Below are 14,561 nucleotides of genomic sequence, written 5' to 3' on the forward strand. Positions count from 1 at the left end.
TTATGTTTATATTGGAATTGAAATTTTAAAGAGTATGAACTAACGATGTTTTTCATCAAACTTCATTTCAAAGCAACACGAGCAGTTATGTGTGATTGAATGGCTTGAATTAGAGGGGAGATAAACACATGATTGAATTACGAAAAATCAACGGGGATAAGATGAAGTAATAGCACTTGAAGTTGCAGAAAACCAGAAAGAATCTATAATCTTAGATGCTTCTCATTTGGTTTCGTAGATACAGGAATCATTCTATGTTGGCGATTAAAAATAGAGACTTGAAGAACCAACCAACTCCTACGACTTCGTATGGTAGCTGCTCTATTTTGATGAGCAAGTACAACTATATTTAAAAAACACTAATGAAATAGTCTTCTTCTGGAAAGTCGCCTATATATACTAATCCATTCCTTAAATAAAATTCTTTTAGCTTCTCATTACCAGCCCAACAATCTAAATATAGAGTTTGGTTTAATCCTTTTACAAAAGAACAAGTAAAGTCGGTTATTACGGAACCAACATTTCTTCCTTGGAATTTGGGTAAAATAGCAATTTGAGATAAGTATTTACTTTCTTCATCACCTGTTAAATCATTGATATAGTCTATATCATTAATACAAAAGGTTTCTATTATTTTATTATGTTTTAATAATACATAAGAGTAGTTATTTTTTATTTGGTTTTGTATTTTATTCTTATCCCAAGGGTATTCCCATTGATGAATCCCTTTTTGTTGTAATTCCAATGTAGCCTCATTCAATATAAATACCACCTGCTCTAATTCCTTTAACTTAGCTAATCTTATTTCCATCTACTTTTCAATCCAATCTTTTAATATTACAATAATTAGTCCTAAAAAAAGACACGTTGCACAATAAACGCACCCTTTAATTGAATAACTAAAATCTTCATTGTTCATAAGACTTAATTTTGTTAAACTAAAGCACCTGTTTGTTTAAGTGGAACACTTCACAATTCTCTCCTAAGTGAGCCCTCGTTACTAATCATGATCCTCTCCCCTTTTTCATCAAATGCATGCTTAAAATCAAATGCAAAAGGAGTTGGGCCATGCTGAATATAATAGTTATATCTCTTAAATGCTTCCTCCCATGAGACATCCTTCAAGTTTTCTGTCCACCAAACTACATAAGAAAGGTGTTTCTCTGGATATTGCTCCATCCATTTGCTTCTATCCCGTAATGCTTGTATATGCTGTCCCGAATAGGTAAAGCGATATAAGGATTGAAGATTTCTCCATACCGTAAGAGTAAGAATAGGAGAGCCCTTTCCCTTTACAGTTTCTTCAGGGAAAGGGACTCCTTCAGGTGAAAATGCCTCTATAAGTCCTGATTTAGTTGCCTGACGATATACTCCATTTCCAACTTGATAAAATTCACGAGAGGTAGGGTGGTCATAATGATGGTTTAGCCTACCAACAGTATAGATTGACACTAATGCCATAAACAGCCCTCCATCTTATAGTCTTTTTATAGATATATTCAAGTGAAAATATAGAAATACCTTCTTCCACTAACCTGCCCCGTAGTTTAAGTGTATTTGTTCACAAAATAACAAATGATACAACTATTTAACTGCTTTCCAAATCGTCCATCTGTCTTTTTCAACTATGTTCTGCTCAGTTGAAATTAGTTCATCTATATATTTAATTAATACTTTCAATTCTCTAGCTTCTAAATCATGTAGAATACTTCTTCCTGCTCTTTTGCTTAAATCTTGAAGTAATTGTTCTTTGGAATCATACACCCTTCGAATTTCCCATAATTTAACTTCTTGAATCTCTCTGAACCCTACTTGCTGAAGTGCTTCCTCAACATATTGGCTACTATATCTCCGTTTAGTTTCTTTACTTATTAACTTTGGAAATAAATCAAAGAAATACCCTCTAATATGACTGTCACTCCCTTTTAATAAACAGTCTTCGGGCGTACGGTCTTGAATAATGAAGTATCCATTATCTTGTAATAAACTATATGCCTCCATAAAACAATGCTGTAAATCGCCTATATGATGGATCAATGCTCTTTCAAGCAAAAAATCATAACAGCCACTTTCCAATTCCGTATGTAAAGCATTTCCTTGTTTAAAAGTTATGTTCCTATAATCTTTACAGTTTTCTTTAGCACCCTCAAGTATTGCATTGGAAAAGTCGACACCAGTAATAGATTTTACGCCCATATCAGTTAATGCCTTACAATAAATTCCTCCACCACACCCTATATCTAATGCATTAGAAATTTGTTGTATTGGTACAAGCTCCTTTATAGCATCCATCCACGACTTATCTGCTTTTCGAGTCGTATAAGTCATACGATTTTCATCTTTATGAAAATCAATTCCCATACTTAACATCCCCTTTTTTGAACTGTTCTCAATTTCAATTTTACACAATTGATAATTACAAGAAATTTTAGAAATATTTATCTATTTTTATAAGTTTTTATTATAGTTAAACTACTTTTGAAAAATCCGTACTGTACTACAAACATGCCACGTTAGCATCATAACAAAGAGGCTTCCCTATTTAAGGAAAGCACCTTTTAGATTAAGTGTATCTTTTCACAATATCTTCTGTCTTTCATGGCAAAAATCTACCGTCAAGATTTTAGTCTAATCGTGTAATTCTTTTTTAACATTAGTCATTGAAGAGTTGCTTTAACCATTACTCTGCTATTTCGTCCATAGGAATTACCCAAATTTCCATACAGTTTATCCCAGCATTTTCTTTGTAATATTTTTCTGCTGAGAATGGTTGCGTCACTAGTTCGTGTTTCTTAAGCCATGTTTCAAACAGATACTTATTTGCTTGATTTAAGGCAGTTGTAACAAGTTCTTCAAAAGACTCTGCTTCAATTCTACACACTATATATTCTCCAGCAGGCAAAATTTGCTTTACCATTCCATCATTCGTACTTATGTTAGTCGAGTTTACTAATCCACCGGCAAAATAAATAAATGTTCCTTTATCGAGGTTTGCCGTATGAGACATTCCCATTTCAACATCACTGTAAAGAGAATCTGCTATTATATTTTTCTTTGAGCGAAATTCTTGCCAAAGTTGTCCTGGAACATCAATACCGGTACTTTCTCCAACTGGAATCTGACTAGAAATATATATTTCAGCTTCAAAACCAAGGTATATTTCTGATTCTTTCAATGATCTCTTCTGGATTTCCAAAACAATATTACCTACTATCAGAGGAGCATTTTCATCAATCAGTACATAATTCGCTGAAATTTCTGGTTTGTCAAAAGTGTTAAGCATTGGCAGATTCTTTCTGTATTCTTCTGGTGTCATTTGATATATTTCCTTAAATGCCCTTGTAAAGTTTGCATGACTTGAAAAGCCATAGCCCAAAGCCACATCCAGAATCCTTTGCTTTGTATTTTTCAGTTCATTTATTGCTTTTGCAAGACGACGGAGTTTTATATATTCCTGTACTGGTTTCCTTACTAATCGTTTAAATAGTCTTTGAAAATAAAACGGTGAAAGAGAAGCAATATTTGCCAGGGTTTCCGTCTGAATTTCTTCTAACAAGTTCTCCTCAATATAGGTTAGTGTTTTTTCTATTGATTCCCATGCGTACATATCAGTACCTCCTTGTTCTTTATATCTATAGAATAGCAGAAGGGTTCTGATCGAGTTTTTCACACAATGCTCTTATATAAATAAAATAAGTGGTTAATTAAAGGTGTGGAGAAATAAAATCTCTTCTTCAACAAACCTGCCCCATTAGCACCATAGGGGTAGCGTCAGGAAAATGCCGATTTACAACGTTAAGGAAATTTCAATATCAAAAAGACTAATTTCTCAATTAACTGTGAAGAAATTAGTCTTTTTTCATTTCTCAATTAAAGCGCCTGATTGTTGCATATAATTTTTTTGTTGAACAGTATCCTTGTACTGCGTAGCAAATCCATAATAATTGTTGTTCCAGTAATCCTGTACAATACAAAAAAAGCCTTCTTATTCAAGAAAAGTGCTCTTTAATGGAAGATCGTTCAACATCATTAGGTCCTTCCTATTTACATAAGATATTCCAGAAAAGCATCCTAGGAAGTTTAAGAGAAATTATCCTCTTATACCGTCTTTTGGGTTCCATGAACCCTGTACCTACCCATATATTCCAACAACGTATATCAATCAGAATTTCAAATTATTGAACGGTTGATCTAGCAATTCTGAATCCGATATCATCTATATAAAAGTCAGGCATACTCTTTCGACGACAAGTAGCTCCACATCCTCGTTCTTCTTCTGCCCAACTTCCTCCACGAATTATTCTGTAATTACCAAATGTCTCTTCATCGTATAAGTCCCAGCACCACTCCCAAACATTCCCGATCATGTCATATAAGCCCCAATCATTAGGCTTTTTTTTACCAACTTCGTGTACTTGTTCGTTAGAATTATCTTTATACCAAGCGATTTCATCAATTTCACCATACCGATATCCTTTTGATTTTGCCTTACATGCATATTGCCATTCAGCATCTGTCGGTAAACGAAAACCATTATTATTATAATTGCAAATAACTGATTTACTTTCATTATCAAAATAATAAAACTTGTCGTAACCAAGTTTATCAGATAATAAATTACAAAAATTCACTACATCTATCCATGAAACATTAACAACTGGTTTTTGAGCCTCTGTTGGTGTAAGATATTTCTCCCCCGTAATAATGGCATAAAGTTCTTCTGTCACCGTATATTTGGATAGATAAAATGGCTTGATTTCAACATCCCAAATAACTTCCTTTAAATTTTTTCTAATACCCGGCATTCCAAATTTATAGTTTGAACTAATCCATTTTTGTTCGTTTCGAAAATCTCGTAGGCTGATTTCTCCTTCAGGAATATACACCATTAAATCTTTTAAGTAGTCATTTAAGTTAGCTAACATTGTCCTCTCCTAGGTCTTGAGTTAATGTTTTTAGACACAAATTCCATATTAAGACATCTTTTAAGGATTATTGTTTAAGTATTTCTTCACAATGTCATACCAATATTAACATAAATATCCAGTTTTATTTAGAAGGATTCCACAAGTTAAAAACTTCTCTTCAACTCTTCTGCCCCTATAGCATCATAACAAAGAGTCTTCCCTTTATTTAAGGAAAGCTCCCTTAGCTGAATAACTTTCTTAAAAATTTTAATGGTTTCCAATTAGGGTCTTTTACGTCTTTCTCATTAGGCTTCCTTACAAACTCAATATATCTTTCTTCACAACCCCCAAATACAACATAGTTTTTTTGTGCTTGCCTTAAAGAAGGGATATTTGCACCGCCCTCATAATCGGGGTCACTATACTGAACTCCATCATCTTCCCAAAAACAGATACTACAAATATCATAAGTTCCTGGCGGTTCTTCATCTAATGTTTTATAACCACAACAAGGACAAGTATATTTCATACAATCACCCCGATACTTAAGTATAATAGCTTCAACGTTTTTAGACTTAACACTAAGCCCTTCCCCTTTTGTTAATTTTGCTCTAGACTTTAATTCTCCAAATTGAGTAAATCTAACCTTTTCGCTATACTCCTGGGTTGCTCTTAATGTTAAACTTTCTTGCCTATTTCTAGGACCTGTTGCGTATAGAAGGAGTGAGTATGCCTAACAAAATAAATTATTATTAGCACCTCATTCACTTCCTTGCTGCTTCTTCTTTTCCTTTGCAAAAATATAAAACAAGTACAATCCAATGAGGCTATAAGTAATGAACATGCCAATGATTAGCTTACTAGATTCAGATAGCGCCGTTTGCTTAAGTAAAATATCTGGTAAGAACAGTGCAAGTAAAACAACTGGAATAATGATCGTTTTGCTCCATATGGAGAAGGCGATGATGAGTAGGAATACAACGCTCCCCATCACAATACTGCCGATTTCTCCAAAGTTGACGATCGGTGTGTCTATCATTGTATCCAAAAATAGTACTAATAGATAAAACAGCATGCTAACGATGATTGGTAACGATAAGATGATTATTTCCTTTGTGACGGATGTCTGTTTTCTTGATGTATATTTGAATACAATGGAAACACCCATAATAAATAGCAAGGTATAAACAATGATTCCAATGATATTAAATAGACTATAAGCGAGTACTCCGTTATCAAGTAAATCTCCGAATATGGTAAAAGCAATCGGTCCCAGCAAGACAAGTGGAAAGTACTTTGCCCATGATGCAAGATCTGATTTCATTTCACCTGAAATACTCTCCATATAGGCACTTGGGGAGTCTCCTACAATTTGGTCAATCGATTTACCATTTGCTTCTGCTTCTATTAGATGATCTTCGAGTTCTGTAGTAATCTCCTTAATTTCGTTGAGGTTTTTTCCACTTGATAGTAAATAGATATGCAAGTCCTCAAGAAATTTTCTACTCTTTTCTGTGTTAATGCCACCTGTTCCACCTCCACTATTCCATTTCTTTTTTTAGGACGGCATTGACGCTTTTCTCTAGCTGTTGCCACCTCAGGATAAATTCTGCTAATGCCTGCTTGCCTTCTTTTGTAAGAGAATAATATTTTCGCTGTGGTCCAGCTGTCGATGCTCTGCGAACAGAAGTGACTAATCCTTCTCTTTGCATGCGCATGAGTAGCGGATAGATCGTCCCTTCACTCACCGCATCAAAGCCATAATCACCTAGCCGTTCAGCCATTTCATAGCCATAGCACTCATTACCATCAATAATCGCTAACAGACAGCCATCGATAATTCCCTTCATCATTTGTGTTTGCGACATTTCTTTTCCACCCATTTCACTATCTTGTTTTACAAGGTATAGGAACAGTATAAAAGATACTATCTTGTAAAACAAGGGTTATAATATTTATTTTTCAATAAAAGCGTCTCTAAATCAAACGTTTGTTAAACAATTACCCTTTTTCCCTCTATCTATACAGATATCAATTGGATATTATATTACAAAACTTGGGCTATCGTATCTAAATGAAAAATTAGGTCCTTCTGACATTTATTCATAACCAATAGAACGATACACTTTTAGTACGTTCAATTATTAAAGGAGATGAAGGATATGAATGGAAAGAAAAAACGGTACCTCAGTGTGGCGATACTTATGACTGCCATGCTTATGGCTCCAGGTGCAGCATTCGGACATGGTTATGTCGAGCAACAACCTTCTCGTGCCCTTCTATGTGCACAAGGTGCCAATGAAAATTGTGGCAGAGTTCAGTATGAACCACAATCAACCGAAACAACAAAAGGTTTTCCTGAAGCAGGTTTAGCAGATGGCCAATTTGCTTCAGCCAATGGGATATTTCCTGAATTGGACGAACAATCCGAAACGCGATGGGCAAAAGTCGATATGGATGCAGGGGAGCAAACATTTACATGGCATTTAACTGCTGCTCACTCAACCGCCAAATGGCATTATTACATAACAAAAGAAGATTGGGACCCTAATGCACCCTTAACGCGGGATCAATTTGAATTAACCCCTTTCTATGAAGAAAATGATTATGGGGCAGTCCCAGGCTCAACCGTTTCACATGAAGTAACCGTACCTGAGCGTGAAGGCTATCATGTGATCTTAGCTGTATGGGATGTGGCGAATACAAGTAACGCCTTTTATCATGTGATTGATGCCGAATTCTCTGGTGAAAATAATATACCTACACCCGAACCTGATCCTGAGCCAACACCTGAACCGGAAGAACCAAGCACAGACCCAGAACCCGAAACGCCTATTGAAGGCGATACTTGGCAGACAGACACTATTTATGTAGAAGGGGATCGTGTAATTTATAACGGTTTAACATATGAGGCACAGTGGTGGACAAAAGGGGATCAACCTGGTATATCGAGTGTGTGGCAACTCATCAGCGAAGCGGAAAACCGTGAATGGAATAGCGAAGTCATTTACTATGGTGGTGACCAAGTACTGTTTAATGGGCAACTTTTTAAGGCTAAATGGTGGTCAAAAGGGGACGTGCCAGGTGAATCTAGTGTCTGGGAAGAAATTTAAGTAGGTGAATCACTTATTGCTCTCCTAATTATACAAGAGAAGTTGTGTGGGCATTTCTCATTTGCCCACACTTCTTTTTTCATTTGGCGAAACCGCCTATGTGGACATCTCATTCCTCTTATCTACCAACTTGCACCGTCTCTCTTCCTTCATTATGGGAGGATCCTTATAATGAAAATGAAAAGAACATAAAGACTAACCACTATCCACGCCCACATTCTCCTAATTCCAGCTGTATATTGAAGACCTATACCCACGAGGATAAGTTCCCATATAAAGAATACTTCAAGTAAATGTAGCGGACTTGACACGTCACTGTTAAACAAATAACCAATACTTGTTACCTTAATTAAGCCATCACTACCAACTAGGGCTTGAATAATGACATTCAAGACATCACCAAAAGTCGTTACAATGACAATATATGTATACATGGAAAATAATTGTGTAAAGGTTGCACCTGTTTTGACCACTTTTGTTATGACCCAAATTATTAAGCTCACAACTGTTATAAAAAATATGGGACCAAATAAACTGGCAATAGAGATTGGTACGATACTTAGCCACATACCTCCCATTTCATCCAAACCGACTTCAGAAAATATACTGGATTCTACGTAAAATGCACCGAAAAACATATGAATAAAGGATAAAATAAAGACAATAAATAAGGCACTTTTCACCTTTGGTGTTTGCTTTAACTGTTTAAAGAGCATAGACGGCTCTGATACTAGTGCTTTTAAATCGTTCCACATCACGGTTCCTCCTCTAACAAAAAGAAGTGCAGCTTATCTACTACACTTCTTCTAATTATTCATAACGCAATGATTCAATAGGGTCGAGCTTTGATGCTTTACTTGCAGGTAATATCCCAAAGATGACACCGATTAGCATAGAGAATAGCATGCCTCCAGCAATGACTTGCCAACTCATGAGAGACGGCCAACCCGCAAATAGACTAATTAATGTTGTCACACCCCAACCAAGTAGAATACCGACTACACCACCAATGAAAGTAAGTGTAATTGACTCTATGAGGAATTGAGTTAATACTTGCTGTCTCGTTGCGCCTAACGCTTTTCTTATGCCAATTTCACGCGTACGCTCTGTGACAGAGACAAGCATGATATTCATGACGCCAATTCCACCGACAAATAATGAGATCCCGGCAATACTACCAATAATCATCGTCATAATTGTTGTGACCTGACCGAGTCCTTCAGCGATTTCTTCCATATTTAACACTTGGTATGCTTCTTCCGTGTTATAGCGACTGTTCATTAGAGAGGCTGCTTTCTCTCCTGCCTGCTGTAGATCATCTGCCGAATTAGTCTGTAATGTTACTTGCGATATATCACTACTGCCATAAATCGTTAACCAAGTCGAACTAGGCAAGTATACTTCCATACTACCGAAGGAGAAAATCCCTGTTGGTTTTTCTAGCACACCAATAATTTCAACCGGTTGAGCACCAAGGCGAATCACCTCACCCACTGCTGCTTCTCCTTCAAATAGCTCTTCCTGAAGTGATTGACTAACAATAACAGCCCGTTTTCCACTTAAGAAATCTGCTGTTGTAAAACCTCTTCCATCTGATAGATTTAACGGGTTCAATTGAAAATAAGATTCGTTAATCCCCATTAAAGTTGCTTCTATCTGCTGATCTCGAAACTGGACAGGCCCGAATTCTAAGCTTGACGCAACGACCCTTTTCACTTCATCAATTTCCTCTAAAGCGCGAATATCCTCTTGTGAAAAAGCCGAGGCATACAATGCATTGGGATTGGCCATTATCTCTTCATCTGACGGTTGATAAAATAAATCAACCGTATTTCCCGGGCCTGTGAGTTGTGATTTCAACATGGCTTCCCCGCCCTGGCCAATAGCAACAACAATAATAACAGAGCCTACACCGATAATGATTCCTATCATTGTAAGAATGGAACGCAGCTTATGTGCCATTAACGAACTAAGTGCCATTTTTATACTTTCAAGAAGGCTCAAAGTCATCGCCTCCCTACTTGGCGCTCATTTTCGACAATGATACCATCGCGGACGAGAATTCTACGACTCGCATAAGCGGCGATTTCCGGTTCATGTGTTACCGTTACAATCGTAGTACCTTCTTTATTTAGTTGGGTAAAAAGTTCCATAATATTTTCACTCGTTTTTGTATCGAGCGCGCCAGTCGGTTCATCAGCCAAGATCAACTTCGGTTCGTTCACAAGTGCACGGGCGATGGCTACCCGTTGCTTCTGTCCGCCTGATAACAAACTTGGAAGCTGTGCCATCCGGTCTTCTAAACCTACCTTAATGAGCGCCCGCTCAGCTTTAGCCATTCTTTCCTTCTTATTCAGACCACTATAGATCATCGGTAGTTCAACATTTTTTAAAGCCGTCAGCCTTGGTAGTAAGTGAAATTGTTGAAAGACAAAACCAATGGACCGATTTCTAATTTTCGCTAGTTCCACTTCAGAATATTGCGATATATCTTCACCGTCTAGTTGATAGGTTCCATTCGTCGGTCGGTCTAGACAACCAATAATATTCATTAATGTCGATTTTCCAGAACCAGACGGTCCCATAATTGCGAGTGACTCTCCATTTTCAATCGTTAAGTCAATGCTTTGTAAAATATCGACCATTTCATCGCCTATCTGGTAAGATTTTGTGATTTCTCGTAAATGAATCATTCGACTTCCACTTCCAAGCCATCACTCAATTCATCAGAAGGATTAGTAATCACATCATCTTCAGCTGTTAAACCATCTAATATCTCTATCTTTTCACCAGTGGCAACGCCTACACTCACGTCTTGACGATGAGCTTTTCCATCTTTTAAAAGATATACATAAGATTCACCATCGGCAGATAACACAGACTCAGATGGGACAGTAAGTGCCTTCTTACTACTTGTCTCCACTTCAATAATTAATTGGAATCCTGTGCGCAGTTCAGTAATATCATCTTCAATTTCAACTGTCATTCCATATTGCGCTGGGGTCGCTTCACCAGCAACAGACTGGTTGTTTTCATCTGGCATTAAACCGATGAAATTAACCTTCCCCTTCCATTCTTTATCAGGTAATACATCTGTCCGAATCGTCGCTTTCATCTCTTTCTCGACCTTTAAAGACTCAAATTCTGATAAAACCCCTCGGGCTACCATTTCATCCGTATTACCAATATGGATGACTGGCTGCTGAGTCATTGAATCCGTTGGTTGGTCTTCATTCACTTGTAAAATTGTTCCGTCTAATTTACTTTTTATCTCTAAATCTTTTTGTTGTGCTTCTATTTCTTTCTTTTCTAGAAGTAACTGACGAACATCTAAATTTGCCATTCTTAAATCTAATTGCAACTGATCTCTTTCCGGAGCTATTTGCTTAGCGGCTTCTTTTTTGCCGACTTGATCACGCAAATCCTTTTCTTGGTCTGAGAGTCGATCTAATTGTTTGTCCACTTGATTGATTCGTAAATAACCAGATTCAATCTGTAAACTTAACCTTTCAAGCTCCATCGCCACTCGTGTATCATCATACTTGGCGACAGCTGTACCTTTTTCAACAGCATCGCCTTCCTTTACAAGGATTTCAGCAATTTCTTCGCCTTCTACACCAGGATACACTTTCTGTTCATTTTTCAAAGATAATGTACCTGGCACAATTAACGTATCTGTAATTACTTCATTCTCAGCATTTGCAGTCGTTACAGAAGGTCCTTTCGCAAAAGCTTGATGATAGACGCTAGCGCCTATCATCACCAAAACTACACTTATCACTCCAACAATGATCCAAGTTTTTTTCTTCATATTTATCTTAGACCGCCGTAGAAGTAACTAATGCGAAAATCATACTAATAATAAAGAAGGCAATTGCCACACCGTATGCAACACCTTTACTTAATCCCGCCACTTTATGCAAACCTAAACCGACAAGGATTGTTTGCCAGATGGAGAAAACTTCAATACTCGCCCAAACACTCGTAGCTTCTGCATTTAATACAGATGCTAAACTCGTCACATTTAACTCTGGGTTGCCACCAATTATCATACGAATGACACCATTCAAGATGAGTCCAATGACACTGATAACCAGAATGTATGTATTCATTGAGAAAAGCTGCTTAAATGACACATCAGAACTGGCAATTTTACAAATTAATAGATAAATAGCTGAAGAAATTAATACCGTAAAGATGGGTGTAATGATGCCCATAATTACAAACCCAATCAGTGAAATCATATACACCATGTCTTGCTCAGCTGAAGATAACTCATCAATTCCAAGATAAGCCGGGTCCATCGATAAAGCCATAATAATCATACCGACCGTAAATAATAAAGTTACGAATAATAGTGGTACCCAAATTTTTGGACGTTGCTTAATCCGCTCAAATTGCTCTGATGGATTGGCAATCATCCCAAATAAACGCGGTTTCTTTGGTTCCTCCACCTCATGCTTTAATTCAGCTTCCATAAAAAAATCTCCCCTTTTTATAAACTTGCTACAATAATGTATACGTGGTGGCAATTGTAAAGTTTCATTTTTTTGGTAAATAATTTTAATAAGGACGCTGAATATTAACCTATGTTTCACTCATATCATTAGCAAAGAAATAAAATTGAATAGAAGGAGAATGAAATGGAGTGGAAGATAAGAGAGAACGCTTAAAAGAAGAGCCATTTAGTTTTCAAATAATGAAAAATCAATCCGTTGTGATTTCCTACAACCATAAAGTCATAAAAACAATCAATGGAAAAGAAGCGGCGAAGTTCATAAATAAGATCGAGAACGAAGAGGGAAACATTCAATTATTGTTGGCAAAACTCACTGGTAACTTTAAACGAGGAAATGAAAGGTTGAATAAGGAGCATCCAAAACAGCAGTAGGGTAACGCCCTTTTTAGGGTGCCTGATGAGAAGTTTCATCAGGCACTCTATTTAAAGGAGAAGCTTACTATATAGAAAAGCTTGATTCGAGTACATGAGGTTTTTGTGGCGCTCTTTATTGTTCATGCCTAATTTGAGAGCGCCGTCTCTAGTTTTACGAATGCCCGATGTGCCATTCTGATTTGAGTGTCCGTAATTTGTAATACTCTTAACCGGATACCCCGTTCAAGAGCAATGTTTCACATTTTTACATAAAGACATTTAACCTCATTATTGCTCATCATAGTATTCCCCGGCAGTTTGCTCAGCATTAAATGTCCAATTTACACGAAGTTGATCACCTTGAAATTGATTTTGATCTTGTCCATTATCAACAAATTCGAATAACACAAACATTTTTTCTTTCTCCCCCGCTAGGATACCATCGGGTATTTGTCCACCGCCAACGAATGTATCGATAGCCGTTAAATCTGGCTCTGTATTCGATAATTCTGCCAATGTAGTTTCGACAACAGGGACTGTTGCGCTGCTTGTATTGTACATAATCGTTACTTTGATATGTTCAGCGAAGTCTTCTACATTATCCCCATTTGCATCCACTACAGAGTAATCTGTTTGTAGCAGAACTTTATGAATATCTAATGTACCATTATTCTCTAAAGTGAATTCTCGATAGATTTCATCACCTGGCTTGATATTATCAATATTCACAACAAAATCCGGATTTACAGCTAAATCTAGTGTTCCTGCTGCAAAAGTATTTTCAGTGGCAAAACTATCACTAAAATAAGCATAAGTGCCTCCGGTAATTAATGATAATCCAAGTGCAGCTGTCATCAGATTCTTTTTTGTTAACTTAAAATTTAATCCCATGTAAACATTCCTCCTAATATATGTTTCACTCCCCTTAGTAGAGAAGAGAATTACTGCGTATATACCTCTTTTGGTTTTCTCTCCCCTGGTTGCACAAAGGCAGAGAAGAGTAAAATGATGCCTGGAATAATCATTAATAATGCGGCTCCTGCTTTTGTTTGTGCGGTATGCAGAACATAGCCTAGATAGGGGATAGTCACCCCTGCATATTCCCCAACCACATGATGTGCTGGGACTTCCCATCTATCAACAGCGTCATTATTATCACCTTTAGTCTTATACGTAATTGCCCCATCTTTTAAAGATGTTTCTACTATTCTATGTGTGATAAGGATCTCATCAAGTTTGAAAGTAATAATATCTCCTGTTTGATAGGTTTGATTTTCTTCTGTTCTGTTAATCGCTATCACTGAACCTGTTTTAAATAATGGCTCCATTGATCCAGAAAGCACTGTTTTAACCTGGTATCCAAAGAGATTGGGTTCATTACCGGTGAATCGAGCAAAAAGCATAATAAATAATAAAACACAGATAAGCAGAAATAGTAGATTACCAATTAAGCGCAGTGTCCATTTTGCTAGACTTAACAATATGAATGACTCTCCTTTCATAAAAAACTTCATCGTTTTTCTCTGCTACCAATAATATAACTGAAATATCTGATAAATAAATTGGGTTATTTTTATCTGTAAATAGACCTAATAAAGCGTGCGATTCCTATAGAAGATGATAGAGTTGAGAGTCCAAAGTCGCGTTTTATTAACCCAATCGCTAACA

Annotated in this window: 17 protein-coding genes; 2 read left to right on the forward strand and 15 right to left on the reverse strand. The window is 36.7% G+C overall.

The annotated features are described in order from the left end of the window. Positions 1 to 349 precede the first annotated feature (349 nt). The 8 genes from MKX29_RS05175 to MKX29_RS05210 all read right to left on the reverse strand — a co-directional run bounded on the left by MKX29_RS05175 (position 350) and on the right by MKX29_RS05210 (position 6,775). Positions 350 to 811, reverse strand: coding sequence for a GNAT family N-acetyltransferase (locus MKX29_RS05175; RefSeq protein ID WP_341104441.1), 462 nt, complete (start codon positions 809 to 811; stop codon positions 350 to 352). Positions 812 to 969: 158 nt separating this feature from the next. Continuing rightward, positions 970 to 1,461, reverse strand: a complete 492-nt coding sequence (locus MKX29_RS05180; protein ID WP_095370607.1) for a DUF3291 domain-containing protein — start codon at positions 1,459 to 1,461, stop codon at positions 970 to 972. A gap of 123 nt (positions 1,462 to 1,584) precedes the next feature. Beyond that, complete coding sequence (locus tag MKX29_RS05185; RefSeq protein WP_341104442.1) at positions 1,585 to 2,361, reverse strand: class I SAM-dependent methyltransferase; 777 nt, start codon at positions 2,359 to 2,361, stop codon at positions 1,585 to 1,587. Between the two features lie 319 nt (positions 2,362 to 2,680). After that, the gene (locus MKX29_RS05190; protein ID WP_341104444.1) at positions 2,681 to 3,607 is read right to left on the reverse strand and encodes an AraC family transcriptional regulator; all 927 of its coding nucleotides are present in this window, start codon (positions 3,605 to 3,607) and stop codon (positions 2,681 to 2,683) included. A gap of 568 nt (positions 3,608 to 4,175) precedes the next feature. After that, a complete protein-coding gene (locus MKX29_RS05195; protein WP_341104447.1) occupies positions 4,176 to 4,925 on the reverse strand; it encodes a formylglycine-generating enzyme family protein in 750 nt (249 codons plus the stop codon). Between the two features lie 223 nt (positions 4,926 to 5,148). Beyond that, positions 5,149 to 5,436, reverse strand: a complete 288-nt coding sequence (locus MKX29_RS05200; protein ID WP_341104449.1) for a CPCC family cysteine-rich protein — start codon at positions 5,434 to 5,436, stop codon at positions 5,149 to 5,151. 231 nt (positions 5,437 to 5,667) lie between these two features. Continuing rightward, positions 5,668 to 6,393 (reverse strand): HAAS domain-containing protein, encoded by a 726-nt coding sequence (locus MKX29_RS05205; RefSeq protein ID WP_341104451.1) that lies wholly within the window; start codon positions 6,391 to 6,393, stop codon positions 5,668 to 5,670. A 55-nt stretch (positions 6,394 to 6,448) separates the two neighbouring features. Continuing rightward, positions 6,449 to 6,775 (reverse strand): PadR family transcriptional regulator, encoded by a 327-nt coding sequence (locus tag MKX29_RS05210; protein ID WP_224938945.1) that lies wholly within the window; start codon positions 6,773 to 6,775, stop codon positions 6,449 to 6,451. A gap of 294 nt (positions 6,776 to 7,069) precedes the next feature. Here MKX29_RS05210 and MKX29_RS05215 point away from each other — a divergent pair, with 294 nt between their 5' ends. After that, positions 7,070 to 8,020, forward strand: coding sequence for a lytic polysaccharide monooxygenase (locus MKX29_RS05215; RefSeq protein ID WP_251163228.1), 951 nt, complete (start codon positions 7,070 to 7,072; stop codon positions 8,018 to 8,020). A 152-nt stretch (positions 8,021 to 8,172) separates the two neighbouring features. Here the strand turns inward: MKX29_RS05215 and MKX29_RS05220 are convergent, their stop codons facing one another. Genes MKX29_RS05220 through MKX29_RS05240 form a run of 5 tightly spaced genes read right to left on the reverse strand, consistent with a single transcriptional unit; the run spans position 8,173 to position 12,498 of the window. Beyond that, entirely contained in the window at positions 8,173 to 8,775 is a 603-nt protein-coding gene (locus MKX29_RS05220; RefSeq protein ID WP_251163229.1) for a YIP1 family protein, read from the reverse strand. A 55-nt stretch (positions 8,776 to 8,830) separates the two neighbouring features. Beyond that, a complete protein-coding gene (locus MKX29_RS05225; RefSeq protein ID WP_341104456.1) occupies positions 8,831 to 10,024 on the reverse strand; it encodes an ABC transporter permease in 1,194 nt (397 codons plus the stop codon). A 2-nt stretch (positions 10,025 to 10,026) separates the two neighbouring features. Then, positions 10,027 to 10,713 (reverse strand): ABC transporter ATP-binding protein, encoded by a 687-nt coding sequence (locus MKX29_RS05230; protein WP_341104458.1) that lies wholly within the window; start codon positions 10,711 to 10,713, stop codon positions 10,027 to 10,029. Further along, on the reverse strand, positions 10,710 to 11,831 hold the full coding sequence (locus MKX29_RS05235; protein ID WP_341104460.1) for an efflux RND transporter periplasmic adaptor subunit: 1,122 nt from the start codon (positions 11,829 to 11,831) through the stop codon (positions 10,710 to 10,712). The genes MKX29_RS05230 and MKX29_RS05235 overlap by 4 nt, the downstream gene beginning before the upstream one ends. A 7-nt stretch (positions 11,832 to 11,838) precedes the next feature. Next, positions 11,839 to 12,498, reverse strand: coding sequence for a Yip1 family protein (locus tag MKX29_RS05240; RefSeq protein ID WP_095370628.1), 660 nt, complete (start codon positions 12,496 to 12,498; stop codon positions 11,839 to 11,841). A gap of 221 nt (positions 12,499 to 12,719) precedes the next feature. On the opposite strand from MKX29_RS05240, the gene MKX29_RS05245 reads away from it, so the two are divergent. Beyond that, positions 12,720 to 12,911 carry a hypothetical protein gene (locus MKX29_RS05245; protein ID WP_341108209.1) on the forward strand — a complete coding sequence of 64 codons (192 nt, stop codon included), beginning with the start codon at positions 12,720 to 12,722 and terminating at the stop codon, positions 12,909 to 12,911. 270 nt (positions 12,912 to 13,181) lie between these two features. Here the strand turns inward: MKX29_RS05245 and MKX29_RS05250 are convergent, their stop codons facing one another. Together MKX29_RS05250 and sipW are read right to left on the reverse strand one after the other, a co-directional pair. Continuing rightward, complete coding sequence (locus MKX29_RS05250) at positions 13,182 to 13,784, reverse strand: TasA family protein (protein WP_224938951.1); 603 nt, start codon at positions 13,782 to 13,784, stop codon at positions 13,182 to 13,184. 50 nt (positions 13,785 to 13,834) lie between these two features. Beyond that, positions 13,835 to 14,395 carry a signal peptidase I SipW gene (gene sipW / locus MKX29_RS05255; protein ID WP_404826636.1) on the reverse strand — a complete coding sequence of 187 codons (561 nt, stop codon included), beginning with the start codon at positions 14,393 to 14,395 and terminating at the stop codon, positions 13,835 to 13,837. Between the last annotated feature and the right edge of the window lie 166 nt (positions 14,396 to 14,561).

Origin of the sequence: Cytobacillus sp. FSL R7-0696, assembly GCF_038006865.1 — a bacterium.
Classification (GTDB): domain Bacteria; phylum Bacillota; class Bacilli; order Bacillales; family Cytobacillaceae; genus Cytobacillus; species Cytobacillus kochii.

Bases quoted from the DNA above. Each gene is read 5' to 3' on its own strand.
- MKX29_RS05185 (WP_341104442.1), bottom strand. From the start codon at position 2,361: ATGGGAATTGATTTTCATAAAGATGAAAATCGTATGACTTATACGACT.
- MKX29_RS05200 (WP_341104449.1), bottom strand. From the start codon at position 5,436: ATGAAATATACTTGTCCTTGTTGTGGTTATAAAACATTAGATGAAGAA.
- MKX29_RS05195 (WP_341104447.1), bottom strand. From the start codon at position 4,925: ATGTTAGCTAACTTAAATGACTACTTAAAAGATTTAATGGTGTATATT.
- MKX29_RS05220 (WP_251163229.1), bottom strand. From the start codon at position 8,775: ATGTGGAACGATTTAAAAGCACTAGTATCAGAGCCGTCTATGCTCTTT.
- sipW (WP_404826636.1), bottom strand. From the start codon at position 14,395: ATGAAAGGAGAGTCATTCATATTGTTAAGTCTAGCAAAATGGACACTG.
- MKX29_RS05230 (WP_341104458.1), bottom strand. From the start codon at position 10,713: ATGATTCATTTACGAGAAATCACAAAATCTTACCAGATAGGCGATGAA.
- MKX29_RS05250 (WP_224938951.1), bottom strand. From the start codon at position 13,784: ATGGGATTAAATTTTAAGTTAACAAAAAAGAATCTGATGACAGCTGCA.
- MKX29_RS05235 (WP_341104460.1), bottom strand. From the start codon at position 11,831: ATGAAGAAAAAAACTTGGATCATTGTTGGAGTGATAAGTGTAGTTTTG.
- MKX29_RS05180 (WP_095370607.1), bottom strand. From the start codon at position 1,461: ATGGCATTAGTGTCAATCTATACTGTTGGTAGGCTAAACCATCATTAT.
- MKX29_RS05215 (WP_251163228.1), top strand. From the start codon at position 7,070: ATGAATGGAAAGAAAAAACGGTACCTCAGTGTGGCGATACTTATGACT.
- MKX29_RS05245 (WP_341108209.1), top strand. From the start codon at position 12,720: ATGAAAAATCAATCCGTTGTGATTTCCTACAACCATAAAGTCATAAAA.
- MKX29_RS05190 (WP_341104444.1), bottom strand. From the start codon at position 3,607: ATGTACGCATGGGAATCAATAGAAAAAACACTAACCTATATTGAGGAG.
- MKX29_RS05175 (WP_341104441.1), bottom strand. From the start codon at position 811: ATGGAAATAAGATTAGCTAAGTTAAAGGAATTAGAGCAGGTGGTATTT.
- MKX29_RS05240 (WP_095370628.1), bottom strand. From the start codon at position 12,498: ATGGAAGCTGAATTAAAGCATGAGGTGGAGGAACCAAAGAAACCGCGT.
- MKX29_RS05210 (WP_224938945.1), bottom strand. From the start codon at position 6,775: ATGTCGCAAACACAAATGATGAAGGGAATTATCGATGGCTGTCTGTTA.